The following is a 12,685-nucleotide window of genomic DNA, read 5'->3' as shown; positions in this document are numbered from 1 at the left end:
GCTCATCGAGGGCCGCTCAGGTCGCTCCGCGAATCATCGCGGGAGGCTCCTCCCGAGACAGGCATCCGTCAAGTACGCCGCGACCCGGTCCGCCCCGTCCATCGGGAAGGGGGGCGGCCCGGGAGCGAGGGAGAGGGCCCGGTCGAGGAGACGCTCGATCCGGAGACGGTCGAATGCCCGACGGGAGGCCGGGACGCCCCCTCCCCATGCGTTGAGGGCCCTGGCTAGTGCCCGATACTCCGCGAATCCGGTCCGGGGGGGATAGATCATCGGGGAACCGGCGGCCATAGACTCGCAGACGGTCCCGTAACCGGCCTTGGCCACCACCACCTCGCAGGACGCGGCGAGATCGGCGCCATTCCACTCGGAAGCGGCCACGACGTGGAGGTTGGGCACGGGACCGCTCCCGGCAGGTGGGTCGTGAAACCCGACGAAATGGACCCCGCGGTCCCCGAGTCGGGCGATCCGGGCCCACTCGTAGTCATCCTGGCCGTAGCGCCCGAGGTAGAGGTAGACGAGCCGTTCCCGATCGGAAAAGCCCAGGTCCTCCCGGAGTTCCCGACCCCGATTGCGTCCCGGGGTGACCACCATCCCGACGTCGATGATCGGGGCAATCCTCTCCATGCTGAGGTGAGGGGCGCAGCGGAAGATCGCCGTCGCGTGCCGGTACGCGTGCCTGACCTCCCGGACGAAGGAGGGCCTTTCGCCTCCCATCCGCTTCGCGAGAGGATGATAAATGTCCGCCCAGGTGAAGTTCGCCAGGAGGAAGCCGGGGATTCCCGCCCTCCGGGCGGCGACCAGCGGCACGGGGGTGGCGTCGCACAGCACGGCCGAGACCCGTCCGTCCCGAAGCTCATCAGCGTATTCGTCGATCCGTTGCATCGCGGCCGAATGCACCCGGGCCGCACGCTCGAGGGTCGCCGGTCCGTCGGTGTCGGCGCTGTTCCCGGGGGGGTTGACGGCCCCCGCGTCGGAGACGTGGGCCTGGAACTCGGCCGGCCTTCGCAACCGCTCTCTCCAATGGTCGAGGAGGTCCGGCGAGCTGCGGATGATCAGCGGGATATCGTCCGGGATCCGGTTGAGTACCGCGACCGTGCGGTTCAAGTGCCCGAACCCGTGGCTCGTGACGTAGGCGGCCAGGCTCCCCGTCCTGATCATCATTCCCCCGCGGTCGAACTCGGCCCCGGCGCACGACGCTCCCCCGCCCGGATGGAGCGGGAGAGCATACACGAGCCTCCTCGCCGACGACAACCCGAGCGCCACCACTCCCGGTCATCTCCCCTTCGACGTGACCTCAGTGGCGAGGCGAGGCATCCTCGGGTACAAGGGGGATTCGCCCTCAACCCGGGAGATCGATCTCATGTTCGTCATGTCCGTCGTGATCGGCGCCATCGCGACCCAGGGGCCTCCACCGGCCGAGAGCGCGGCGGGGGTGCCGAACGTGCTGTTGATCCTGGCGGACGACCTCGGGTACGGCGACCCCCGGTGCTACAATCCGGATTCCCGGATCCCCACCCCCAACATCGACCGACTCGCCGCCAGGGGGCTTCGATTCACCGACGCGCACTCCCCATCGAGCGTCTGCACCCCCACACGATATGGCCTGCTCACCGGTCGATACTGCTGGAGGACGAGGCTGGATCGCGGCGTCCTGGGAGGATATAGCCCGGCGTTGATCGAACCGGACCGGTTGACGGTCGCCAGTCTGCTCCGCTCGCGAGGGTACGACACCATGGGGGTCGGCAAATGGCATCTCGGACTCGGTGACGAGCCGACCACGGATTTCGCCCATCCCCTGCGGCCGGGCCCTCTCACCGCCGGCTTCGACAGCTACTTCGGGATCCCCGCATCGCTCGACATGCCACCCTATGTCTTCATTCGAGACGATGGTCTGGTCGCGCCTCCCACCGGGACGATCGGGGACAGCGCCCATCGGAGGCAGGGAGACGGAGGTTTCTGGAGGGGAGGCGCGATCGCCCCCGGCTTCCGGCACGTCGACGTCATGCCGGAAATCGAGCGGGAGGCGGTCGAGTTCCTGGAGGGACGCGGCGACCCTCCCCCCGATCGTCCATTCTTCCTCTTCGTCGCGTGCTCGGCCCCTCACACCCCCTGGCTGCCGACCGACCCGCACCTCGGTCGGGGCGGCGCCGGATATTATGGGGACTTCACCGCCCAGGTCGACGCGACCATCGGCCGCATCCTCGACGCGCTCGACGAATCGGGGATCGCCGATGAGACGATCGTGATCCTGACCAGCGACAATGGGGCCCACTGGCCGGAATTCGATGTCGAACGCCACGACCACCGGGCCAACGGCCCCTGGCGTGGCCAGAAGGCGGACATCCACGAGGGGGGCCATCGGGTGCCGTTGATCGTCCGATGGCCGGGGACGGTCGCGCCGGGATCCGTCACCGAGCAGACGGCCTGCCTGACCGACGTCATGGCGACCCTGGCGGCGGTCGTCGGCTTTGGCCTGCCGAACGACGCGGCGGAGGACTCGTTCGACCTCTCGCCTTTGCTGCGGGGCGAGTCTCCGCGCGAGGCCATCCGGCCGGCCACCGTCCACCACTCGGTCCAGGGGATGTTCGCCATCCGGGTCGGGGACTGGAAACTGATCGAAGGGCTCGGCTCGGGTGGCTTCACCGCTCCCCGATCGATCGACCCTGCCTCGATCGGCCCGGATGCCCCTACCGGCCAGCTCTACCACCTCGGCGAGGATCCCGGTGAGGAGGAGAATCTCTGGAATGAACGCCCCGAGATCGTGTCTCGCCTGACGAAACAACTGGCCCAGCTCCGATCGGCGGGTCGGAGTCGCCCCACAGGAGGCGAATGAGCGCGTCGCCGATTCCCGCCTCGATCGGGTGGCCGACGGGTCCCTCGGGTGGTGGGGCCAGGTCAGTCCGATCGATGTCTCATCCACCACGACGGCTTGTGGAGCTCGATCGCCAGGACCAGCGTGAGGGACTACCCGATCAGGGCCATCCAGGTGTTCAGGCCGATCGGAGAGGTTTCCAGTACGGCCCTCGTGGGCGGGAAATACATCTCCCCGACGTGGACCAGGATCGCCGCCACGGCCCCCGTCCGGTCCCGGGGGGAGGCCGTCATCGCCCACTCTCGATCCCCCTCCCCGATGGATCACGTCACTCAATCCTACCCGAGGCGGGTCCGAGAACACGCAAGATCGGCGCTCAGGGAAGACGCCCGTCACCGGTCGACGACTCGGCACGCCGGAGTGCCTCTCGGAGGAGGGCGACGACGGTGAGGGAGTCGGTGATCTCACCCCGGTCGAGCATCGCCCTGGCCTCCGTCCAGGACACGCGACGCACCGCAAGCCGCTCGGTCCCTTCGGGCGCGCTCGGCCCGGGAACCAGGCCGGTCGCACGGAAGATAAATCCGAACTCGTCGCTGACGGAATTGGAGAGGTGGAGCGTCCCGATCAACTCGAGGTGATCGGCGCGGAGTCCGGTCTCCTCGACTAGTTCCCGACGCGCCGCCTGCTCGGGAGTTTCGTCGAGCGGCCCGCCCCCCTCGGGGATCTCCCAGGAGTAGGCATCGAGCGGGTAGCGGTGCTGGCCGACGAGCCAGATCGAACCGTCCTGCTCGACCGGGAGGACGCCGATCGCCCGGTTCTTGAAATGGACGACGCCGTAGACCCCGGGCTCGCCGTCGGGGCGGATCACCTGATCTTCCCGGACGGAGATCCAGGGGTTGTCGTAGACGACCCGGCCGGAGCGGGTGGTCCAGGGATTGGGGGACGATCCGGGGTCGCCGGATGCCGGATCGTCCGGGTGCGGGCGGGTGGGCATCGGCCGCTCCTTGGCGCCTCGGGCGGTCTCCTCGGCGGAGGTCAGCCTTGCTTCATCGCCTGCTGGAGTGAGACGCCCATGTCGGCCGGGCTCTTGGCGACGAGGATTCCGGCGTCTTCGAGCGCGGCGATCTTGTCGGAAGCCTTGCCCGAACCCCCGGAGATGATGGCCCCGGCGTGGCCCATCCGCTTGCCGGGGGGGGCGGTCTGTCCGGCGATGAAGGCCGCCATCGGCTTGGTGAACGCGCCAGACTTCTTGTAGGCGGCGGCCTGCTCCTCGGCGTTGCCGCCGATCTCCCCCATCATCATCACGGCGTCGGTGTCGGGGTCGTCCTGGAACATCTGCAGGACGGAGACGAAGTCGGTGCCGTTGACCGGGTCGCCGCCGATGCCGACGCAGGTGCTCTGGCCGATCCCGAGGTTGGTCAGCTGCCAGACCGCCTCGTAGGTGAGGGTGCCGGACCTGCTGACGACTCCCACGCGGCCGGGCTTGTGGATATAGCCGGGCATGATGCCGATCTTGCACTGCCCGGGGGTGATCACGCCCGGGCAGTTCGGGCCGACGAGGCGGGCGGTCGGCTGGTGGGCCTTCAGGTAGGCGACGGCCCGGGCCATGTCCATCACCGGGATCCCCTCGGTGATGGCGATGATCACCCGGATCCCGGCGTCGGCGGCCTCCATGATGGAATCGGCCGCGAAGGGGGGCGGCACGAAGATCATGGTCGCGTCGGCGCCGGTGGCGGACACGGCCTCCTCGACGGTGTCGAAGATCGGCACGCCGAGGGTCGTCTGGCCCCCCTTGCCCGGGGTCACTCCGCCGACGAGGTCGGTGCCGTAGGCCTTGCACTGCTCGGAGTGGAAGGCGCCGGCCTTGCCGGTAATCCCCTGGCAAATCAGCTTCGTGTTCTTGTCGACGAGGATGCTCATGAGTCGTTCCAATCGGGCTGGGCTTCGTGCGGGAATCCGGAGCCGGGGTGGTGCCCACCCCCGGGCCGATCGCGTGCCGCGTGGTCCGGGCCGCTCGAGGTCCGGCTCGTCGCGGTGGCCTCGCGGCGGCGAGAGGGGGAGGGAGGTCCCGATGACTTCGAACCATTCGGTCCGGGGTCGTGATCCCGATCGGGCGCCCGGGGGCCGGTCGAGGCGGAGCGAATCAAGTCCATCGCCTAGGACCCCTTCGCCGCGGCGACTACCTTCTTCGCGGCGTCGGTCAGGCCCTTGGCGGTGATGATCTTGCGGCCGGATTCCTCGAGGAGCTTCATCCCTTGCTCGACGTTCGTGCCTTCGAGGCGGACGACCAGGGGGACCTTGAAGTCGATCTCGTCGTAGGCGGCGAGCAAGGCGGAGGCGATCGTGTCGCACTTCATGATGCCGCCGAAGATGTTCACGAGCACGGCCTTCACCCTGTCCGAGGCGAGGAGGATCCGGAAGGCCTCCAGCACCTGGTCCTTGTTGGCCCCGCCGCCAACGTCGAGAAAATTCGCCGGCTCCCCGCCGTGATACTTGATCACGTCCATCGTCGACATCGCCAGCCCGGCGCCGTTCACGAGGCAGGCGATGTCTCCGTCGAGCTGGACGTAGGAGAGCCCGTGCTCCCCCGCCCGCATCTCGTTCGGATCCTCCTCGGCGGGGTCGAGCAACGCGGCGATGTCGGGGTGGCGGTACATCGCGTTGTCATCGAAATTGAGCTTGCAGTCGAGGGCGAGTACCTCCCCGGAATCGGTGACGATCAGCGGATTGATCTCGGCGAGCGAACAGTCCGAGTCCAGGAAGAACCTCGTGAAGTTCTTGAAGAAGGCGAGCCCCTTCTTGCCGGCCGCCCCTTCCAGCCCGAGCGCCTTGACCAATTTCCGTGCCTGGAAGTCGGCCAGGCCGATGCCGACGTCGATCGGCTCCCGATGGATCTTCTCGGGCGTCCGCTGCGCGACCTCCTCGATCTCGACGCCGCCCTCGGTCGAAGCCATGAGCACGGGGGCCTGGACGGCCCGGTCGACGGCCATCCCGAGGTACAGCTCCCGGGAGATGTCGTGCCCCACGGCGACGAGCACCTTGGTGATCTTCGCCCCGTCGCTCCCGGTCTGATAGGTGACGAGCGTCTTGTCGAGCAGACTCTCGGCGGCTGCCCTCGCCTCCTCGGCCGACCGGACGAGCTGGACGCCCCGGGCGATCCCTTCCGGCCGGGGCTTCTGGCCGGAGGCGATGGCCAGGGCCTCGGCCCGGTCGGCGTCGGGGCCGATGGCGATCCCCTTGCCCCGGCCCCCGGCGTGGACCTGTGCCTTGACGATGCCGAGGGTGCAGCCCAGCTCCTCGAACGCCCTGGCGGCCTCCTCGGGGGTCGAGGCGACCTTGCCCTCCTGGACTGCGACTCCGGAAGCCTTCAGCAGGTCCTTGCCCTGGTACTCGTGGATCTTCATGGGGTTCGGTCTCGATCGAGGCGGTCGGTATCCGAGGCGAGGCGAGCAGTCGCGGCGAGTCGGATCCGGTCGGGTGGAGTCGAATCAGGAAGCCGGGGTCGGGGAGTGTACCCGTCGAGCGGTCGCACTCGGTGCGACGCCTCCTCGCGTCGGGCCCCGTCGTGGTGGCAACGACGCGTTGGGGGCAGGGCTGGGATGGCCCGAGGGATCGATAACGTCAGTTGCAAGGGACGGCCGCCTCCCGTTCCTCGACGGCGGCGGATTCCCCCTCACCCCGGAGGGTCCGGTCGAAGAACTCGACGACCAGGCGATCGACTTCGGGCGGGAAGCCCTGGCCGTGACCTCCCCCCTCGACGACGTGGAGGGTCGCGGGGACCCCCGCCGCCCTCAAGGCGTCCCGGAGCAACTCGCTCTGGCCGAGGGGGACGAGCTCGTCTCGGTCGCCGTGGACGAGGAGGAACGGCGGATCATCGGGGGAGACGTAAGTGATCGGATTCGCCCGTGCGGCCAGCCCGGGAAGGGCCTGGATCGGGCCGCCGATGAGGAGCGACTCGGGGGAGTCGGCCGCGTCGTGGTCCATCCGGCTGCCCTGTTCGTTCATGAGCAGCAGGTCGGTCGGCCCGAAGAAGTCGCAGACCGCCTGGACCCGATCCGATTCCCCAGGACTGCCACCCCTCCCTGCGAGGTCCTCGACCCCTCCCGAGGTCCCCAGGAGTGCGGCCAGGTGCCCGCCGGCGGAATCTCCCCAGACGCCGATCCGCCGGGCGTCGATTCCATACTCCGCCGCGTGCGACCGGAGGAACCGGATCGCGGCCTTGCAGTCCTCGATCTGGGCGGGGAACGTGGCCTCCCCGGAAAGGCGATACTCGATCGACGCCCCGACGTATCCCCGGCGGACCAGCGGCATGAGCCGCCGGATCCCGCCGTCCCGACTCCCGCCTCGCCAGGCCCCGCCGTGGATCCAGACGACCGCGGGCATCGGTCGCCCCGGGGACTCCGAGGGCAGGATGACGTGCAGAAGCAGCGGACGCTCGCCGCCCGTGCCATATTCGACGTCCCGGATCAGCTCGACCCCGGGAGACACGCTCGCCCCCGGCCGACGATCCTGGGAGGACGCCTGGGGGGAGTGCATCACGAGCAGGAACGAGGTGAGGACGAGACGACTCGCAGGGCATGCGCGTCGAGCACCGGAGGAGCAGGGCATGGTGCGGCAATCCCGAGATCGGCGTGTCAGCCTGATCGGAGCGTTACCGCACGGTTTTACCAAAGGAGTGAGGGCCGGTTCCAGCCCCCGCCCCTCTTCAAGGCTTCCGGGAGCGGGAGGGGAGGGGGCGAATCGAGTCCCGGAACTCGGCCTCGACTTCCCGGACGATGCGCTCGAAATCCTCATCGGTCCAACCCGGAGGGTCGGGACCATAGCCCGGGTCGAGCCCGGTCTCCTCGTCCCCCTCGGCGAAGATCCGGAGCCAGTCGTCCCTCTCATCAGGGCCGGGCGTCTCGTTCCGGTCCCGGAGGCCGTGGCGGTCTTTCGGCGACGGAGCGGCCGAACGTGCGCGGAGGGTGTCGAGGTAATCCAGGAAATCGTCCGAGCGCACGGCCGTGGCCCGGCGTCGCGCGGCCGCCCGACGGATCCGGCGGTCGGTCGAGACGACCGTCAGGGACCTGGGGGCGGAGTCTCCGGCGATGAGCAGTTCGATCCGGGTATCCGCGTCGTCCTCCTCGACGGCGAAGATCACGGACATCCCCTTATGGGACGATTCCGGTGCTTGACTCAGGGGGAGCGTGGTGGCGTCGAAGACGAGGGTCGTCTGGCCGGCCTGCTCCGCCCCGAGAGTATGGGCAAGCTCATCGAGGAATCGGTGTCGGGCCCGGCGCAGGCCGTCGGGCCCGAACCGTCGTCCCATCCGACCGGCGGCATGCATCAGGTTGTAGCCGTCGATCAGAAGCCGCATCGGCCCGAATCGCCCAGGGACGAGCTTCGAGGCGGCCCACCCGCCTCCCCTCTCCAAGCATATTCCAGGACCGGCCTTTCGGCAAATCGCCCGGGGTCGTCAGTCGGCCCATCGGGTGAGCACGGCGTCGTGGATCGTCGGGAACGTCTCGATGAGCGTGGACAGGCTGACGATCTCCATTGCCGTCGCGACCGCCGCATTCGGCTGGGCGAGCCGGACCCCACCGCCCTCCCGCCGAAGCCGGAGTTGCTGGGAGAGCAATAGCCCGATCCCCCGCCCCGAGAGCGACACGAGGGGTGCGAGGTTGACGACGATCCGGGGCGTCGGTCCCGACTCCCGGATCAGTGCATCGATCCGATCCCGGATCGGGCCGATCGCCGCCTCGTCGTCGAGCCGAGGGACCATCGGGGTGAGGACCAGGACCCCCTCGATCGCCTCGCAGCGGATCGTGAACGGATCGCCCGCGGCATGAGGATCGGCATCGGGGTCGTCGCCGCTCCCTGACAGAAGGCACATCGTGGGGCCGGGGACCGATTCGGGAGCCTCCGGGGCGTGAGACCATTCGTCGAGGATGTCCTCGACGATCGGGTCGGGAGCGTCGGACAGCCCGAATCGGCCCGGGCCGATCGAGAACTCCGAACCGGCCCGAATCCAGACCCCTTCGGCCCGGATGACACGTCCCGAGATCGAGGTCCCGTTCGTCGAACCGAGATCCTCGAGCGTGAGCCGGCCGTCCCGGGGCCCGACCCAGGCGTGAACCCGACTCACCGCCGGGTCGCTCACGAGCACCTCGCACGAGGCGTCGCGGCCGATCCGGAGCCCGGCCTCGGGGATGGGCACGACTCGCGGCTCGGTCCCCGCCACCCGGATCACGAGGGCCGCCAGAGATGTGGGACCGGCCCCGGGCGGCGGCACGGCGGGCGACGGATCGGGGGCTTCCTCGCCCGTGGTCGGGGAGGTTGGTCGGCGGATGAGTTCCTCGAGGATCTCGACCGGGACCGTCCTCGGCGTCGACGGCCAAGGGGCGGCCAGCGCCTGGGGGAGATCGGGTGCGATCCCGAACCGCCGATCGAGCCCGGAGATCGCGAGGAGCCTCGCCAACTCCGGGCCGACCATGCAAACCCTCAGCGTCCCGCCAGGAACCATCGAACAATGGCGATCGAGCGTGATCAGCAACTCGAGGAACTGGCTGGAGAACCGGTCGACTCGGGCCAGATTCAGGACGAGCCGACCGCAACCGGCGTCGCAGAGCCGGAAGAGCTCGCTTCGGAGTTCGGCGAGGGTCACCTCGCCGAGCAACTGCGAATCGACCGGGGTGACGACGATCACATCGCCGATCGGGTCGACGTTGACCCGTTTCCAGCCGGGATTTGTGCCGGCGCGGAAGTCGGCGTTCTCGCAATCGCCGGCACGACCGCCAACCACCTCGGGGGGCATTCGGATCGACCAGGTCGAATGCCTCGGCCGATCGGGCTTGCCCTCCAGGCGGGACGCGATCCAGTCCTCCAGGCGGCGATCGGACTCGGTCGAGTCGAGGCTCGGGGCGTAAGCGTCCCCCGGCCCACGGACGGCCTGGTCGGCCGTCGAGGTGAGTGCGCGGTCCATGATCGGGCTCCCCGATGGGAGAGGTGGGGCGTCGAGGGGACCGGCATCGACATGCCGGCCCTCCGGTCTCGGGCCCGAACCGAGTCGAGCCCCGCTGAGGGAGATCAGCGTGATCCGTCACGTGATCGGCCCGAGTTTTTCGACCCGGGTCGCCGCTCAGCCAGCCGGGAGATCGCCCCGTTCGCCCGGATCGTGGCGGAATCGGATCTCGCCGTTGACGATCACCGTGTGGGCACGGCCGGTGACCTCCCAGCCGCCGAACGGGGTATTGCGACTCTTGGAGCGAGATCGTCCCGGGTCGACGGTCCATCGGGCCGAGGGGTCGAGGATCGTCACGTCGGCGTCGAAACCGGGAGCAAGGCTCCCCTTGCGGTGGCCCAGCCCGAGGAGGTCGGCCGGGGCGACGGTGAGCATCCGGATGGCGGTCGGCCAGTCGAGGTGGCCGGGCCCGATCAGGTGCGTGACCACCAGGGGGACGAGCGTCTCCAGGCCGATGATCCCGAACGGGGCGAGGTTCAGCTCCCGGGCCTTCTTCTCCGGGGCGTGCGGGGCATGGTCGGTGGACAGGACCTCGATCGTGCCGTCGGTCAGCCCCTCGATCACGGCCTGCACGTCCTCCGACGTCCTCAAGGGCGGATTCATTTTGAAATGCGAATCGAACGATTCGAGCCGGTCGTCGGTCAGGGTGAAGTGGTGCGGGCAGGCCTCGGCCGTCACGCGGACCCCCCGTCGCTTCCCCTCCCGGACGACCTCGACGGCCCTGGCCGTCGAGATGTGCTGGATGTGCAGCCGGCCACCGGTGACCTCGGCCAGCCGGATGTCCCGGGCCACCATGATGTCCTCGGCCTCCGGCGGCATGCCGGGGATCCCCAGTCGCATCGACTGGTAGCCGCCGTTCATCACGCCCCCGTCGGTCAGTTCCATCACCTGGCAGTGCTGCATGATGACCTTGTCGAACATGCTCGCATACTGGAGTGCCCGCTTCATCAGGGAGGGGTTGGCGACCGGGGCGCCGTCGTCGGTGAAGGCGACGGCCCCGGCCTCGACCAGGCGTCCCAGCTCGGCGAGCTCGCCGCCCGACCGGCCCTTGCTGACGGCGCCGACCGGGTAGACGTTGCACTTCTTCGCCCGCTTGGCCTGGAGCACGATGTATTCGACCCCGGCGGGGGTGTCGAGCGGCGGGATCGTGTTCGGCATGCAGGCGACGGTGGTCACGCCCCCGGCCAGGGCGGCATCGGCCCCGGTGGCGATCGTCTCGTCCTCCTCGTTGCCGGGCTCCCGGAGGTGGACGTGGCAGTCGATCAGCCCGGGGCAGACGATCAGGCCGCCCGCGTCGATCACCTCGTCCGCGTCGCCGGGCCCTTCCCGGCCGACGGCGAGCACCTTGCGGTCGCGGAGCCAGACGTCGAGCGAGGCGTCGACCCCCTGGCCGGGGTCGATCACGCGGCCGCCCTTGATGTGGATCGTACTCACGGCGAAAAGTCCTCCTCGGCGAGGCGGGCGTCCTCCCGGCGATCGGGCACGGCCGGGGCCTCCTCCGGGTCCGGGTCGAATCGGGGGCTGAGGTCGCCGGCGTCCCGGCCCTCGCCGGTCGGCCTGGGGTCGTCCCCCAGCACCCGGAGGTCCGGGTCGACGCGAAGGCGGGTGCCATCCATCGCCCACTCGTGGGCGGCCCATCCGAGGCGTCGGACCATCCAGGAAACCGACGCGGCGACCTCGGTCCGCTCCGCCCAGGTCCGATCCCCGATCACCCCGGGATCGATCCCCCGGCGGGAGCCCTCGGCCGAGTCGGGTCGGCGACGCGCGATGCGCGTCCCGAACCTCGTCGCAGCCGGGGCAGTCGGGCTAATCATCGTGTCGGCTTCCGGCGGGGAAGGGGGGATCAGGCGACCGGATTCCGGGCCTGGGGCAGCCCGCTGACGAGATACAGGACCGCCATCCGGACGGCCAGGCCGTTGGTCACCTGGTCGAGGATCGCGGAATTCGGGCCGTCGGCGACCTCGGGGGTCAGCTCGACGCCCCGGTTGATCGGGCCGGGGGCGAGCAGCAGCAGGTCGGGTCGGGAGCGCCCCAGCCGCTCCCGGGTCATGCCGTAGAAGTGGAAGTATTCCGAGACGGACGGGAAAAGCCCCTTCTGCTGCCGCTCGAACTGGATGCGGAGGACGTTGATGACGTCGAGCCTCGGGAGGACGTCATCCAGGTGGTGGGCGACCTCGCAGCCGAGGCGCTCGAAGCCCCGGGGGACGAGCGTCGGCGGGCCGCAGAGGATCACCTTCGCGCCGAGTTTTTTCAGGCCCCAGATGTTCGACCGGGCGACCCGGGAATGCGCGATGTCCCCGACGAGGCCGACCGTCAACCCGGCGATGCTCCCCTTCTTGCGGCGGATGGTCAGCAGGTCGAGCAGCCCCTGGGTCGGGTGCTCGTGGGCGCCGTCCCCGGCGTTGATGACGGAGGACCGCACGTGCTGGGCGAGGAGCTTGGGGGCGCCGGAGATCGAGTGCCGGACGATCATCACGTCGCAGCCCATCGCCTCGATGTTCCGGGCGGTGTCGATGAACGACTCCCCCTTGGAGAGGCTCGAGGTGCTCGCGGTGAAGTCCTGGACGTCGGCCGAGAGACGCTTCGCCGCGAGGCTGAAACTGGTCCGGGTGCGGGTCGAGTTCTCGAAGAAGAGGTTGAAGACCACCTTGCCTTGTAAGGCGGGGACCTTCTTCCGGGGGCGGTCGGAGACCTCGGCGAAGGAGTCGGCGGTGTCGAGGATGGCGGTGATCTCCTCGGCGGAGAGTTCCTCGAGGCCGAGCAGGTGGCGCCGGTTCCAGGGTGCGGCCGGTCTCGGCGCGTCGCCGGTCGGGGCCGGGGCGGTGCTCACGGCGGGTGCTCCTTCGCCGAGTGCGGGGGCGATCGGTAGGGAT

At 69.5% G+C, this 12,685-nt stretch carries 12 protein-coding genes; 1 reads left to right on the top strand and 11 read right to left on the bottom strand.

The annotated features are described in order from the left end of the window. Positions 1-33 precede the first annotated feature (33 nt). The gene (locus tag ElP_RS22940) at positions 34-1,161 is read right to left on the bottom strand and encodes a glycosyltransferase family protein (RefSeq protein WP_231749225.1); all 1,128 of its coding nucleotides are present in this window, start codon (positions 1,159-1,161) and stop codon (positions 34-36) included. A 199-nt stretch (positions 1,162-1,360) separates the two neighbouring features. Between ElP_RS22940 and ElP_RS22935 the strand changes: the two genes are divergently transcribed. Further along, on the top strand, positions 1,361-2,833 hold the full coding sequence (locus tag ElP_RS22935) for a sulfatase family protein (RefSeq protein ID WP_197446298.1): 1,473 nt from the start codon (positions 1,361-1,363) through the stop codon (positions 2,831-2,833). Between the two features lie 131 nt (positions 2,834-2,964). Here ElP_RS22935 and ElP_RS38535 read toward each other — a convergent pair whose 3' ends face one another. From ElP_RS38535 to ElP_RS22890, 10 genes are all read right to left on the bottom strand, one after another. After that, positions 2,965-3,105, bottom strand: coding sequence for a hypothetical protein (locus ElP_RS38535; protein ID WP_197446297.1), 141 nt, complete (start codon positions 3,103-3,105; stop codon positions 2,965-2,967). Positions 3,106-3,188: 83 nt separating this feature from the next. After that, positions 3,189-3,806 (bottom strand): NUDIX domain-containing protein, encoded by a 618-nt coding sequence (locus tag ElP_RS22930; protein WP_145273577.1) that lies wholly within the window; start codon positions 3,804-3,806, stop codon positions 3,189-3,191. A gap of 41 nt (positions 3,807-3,847) precedes the next feature. Then, complete coding sequence (gene sucD / locus ElP_RS22925; RefSeq protein ID WP_145273574.1) at positions 3,848-4,732, bottom strand: succinate--CoA ligase subunit alpha; 885 nt, start codon at positions 4,730-4,732, stop codon at positions 3,848-3,850. Positions 4,733-4,968: 236 nt separating this feature from the next. Next, entirely contained in the window at positions 4,969-6,216 is a 1,248-nt protein-coding gene (gene sucC, locus ElP_RS22920; RefSeq protein ID WP_145273571.1) for an ADP-forming succinate--CoA ligase subunit beta, read from the bottom strand. 217 nt (positions 6,217-6,433) lie between these two features. Beyond that, on the bottom strand, positions 6,434-7,420 hold the full coding sequence (locus tag ElP_RS22915) for an alpha/beta hydrolase (protein WP_145273568.1): 987 nt from the start codon (positions 7,418-7,420) through the stop codon (positions 6,434-6,436). A 97-nt stretch (positions 7,421-7,517) separates the two neighbouring features. Then, positions 7,518-8,168: an NYN domain-containing protein gene (locus ElP_RS22910; protein ID WP_145273565.1), complete on the bottom strand. Its 651-nt coding sequence runs from the start codon at positions 8,166-8,168 to the stop codon at positions 7,518-7,520. Between the two features lie 99 nt (positions 8,169-8,267). After that, positions 8,268-9,773, bottom strand: a complete 1,506-nt coding sequence (locus tag ElP_RS22905; RefSeq protein WP_145273562.1) for an STAS domain-containing protein — start codon at positions 9,771-9,773, stop codon at positions 8,268-8,270. Positions 9,774-9,929: 156 nt separating this feature from the next. Continuing rightward, entirely contained in the window at positions 9,930-11,246 is a 1,317-nt protein-coding gene (locus ElP_RS22900) for a dihydroorotase (protein WP_145273559.1), read from the bottom strand. Beyond that, a complete protein-coding gene (locus ElP_RS22895; RefSeq protein WP_145273557.1) occupies positions 11,243-11,524 on the bottom strand; it encodes a hypothetical protein in 282 nt (93 codons plus the stop codon). Before ElP_RS22895 ends, ElP_RS22900 begins: the two co-directional genes overlap by 4 nt. Before the next feature lie 131 nt (positions 11,525-11,655). Further along, the gene (locus ElP_RS22890; RefSeq protein WP_231749224.1) at positions 11,656-12,642 is read right to left on the bottom strand and encodes an aspartate carbamoyltransferase catalytic subunit; all 987 of its coding nucleotides are present in this window, start codon (positions 12,640-12,642) and stop codon (positions 11,656-11,658) included. Between the last annotated feature and the right edge of the window lie 43 nt (positions 12,643-12,685).

Source organism: Tautonia plasticadhaerens (assembly GCF_007752535.1).
Lineage (GTDB): Bacteria > Planctomycetota > Planctomycetia > Isosphaerales > Isosphaeraceae > Tautonia > Tautonia plasticadhaerens.
The sequence above is the reverse complement of the archived record's forward strand: the minus strand, read 5'-3'. Positions and strand labels throughout refer to the sequence as shown.

Excerpts from the sequence above, each read along its gene's own strand:
- ElP_RS22940 (WP_231749225.1), bottom strand. The coding sequence starts at position 1,161 with ATGATGATCAGGACGGGGAGCCTGGCCGCCTACGTCACGAGCCACGGG.
- ElP_RS22935 (WP_197446298.1), top strand. The coding sequence starts at position 1,361 with ATGTTCGTCATGTCCGTCGTGATCGGCGCCATCGCGACCCAGGGGCCT.
- ElP_RS38535 (WP_197446297.1), bottom strand. The coding sequence starts at position 3,105 with ATGACGGCCTCCCCCCGGGACCGGACGGGGGCCGTGGCGGCGATCCTG.
- ElP_RS22930 (WP_145273577.1), bottom strand. The coding sequence starts at position 3,806 with ATGCCCACCCGCCCGCACCCGGACGATCCGGCATCCGGCGACCCCGGA.
- sucD (WP_145273574.1), bottom strand. The coding sequence starts at position 4,732 with ATGAGCATCCTCGTCGACAAGAACACGAAGCTGATTTGCCAGGGGATT.
- sucC (WP_145273571.1), bottom strand. The coding sequence starts at position 6,216 with ATGAAGATCCACGAGTACCAGGGCAAGGACCTGCTGAAGGCTTCCGGA.
- ElP_RS22915 (WP_145273568.1), bottom strand. The coding sequence starts at position 7,420 with ATGCCCTGCTCCTCCGGTGCTCGACGCGCATGCCCTGCGAGTCGTCTC.
- ElP_RS22910 (WP_145273565.1), bottom strand. The coding sequence starts at position 8,168 with ATGCGGCTTCTGATCGACGGCTACAACCTGATGCATGCCGCCGGTCGG.
- ElP_RS22905 (WP_145273562.1), bottom strand. The coding sequence starts at position 9,773 with ATGGACCGCGCACTCACCTCGACGGCCGACCAGGCCGTCCGTGGGCCG.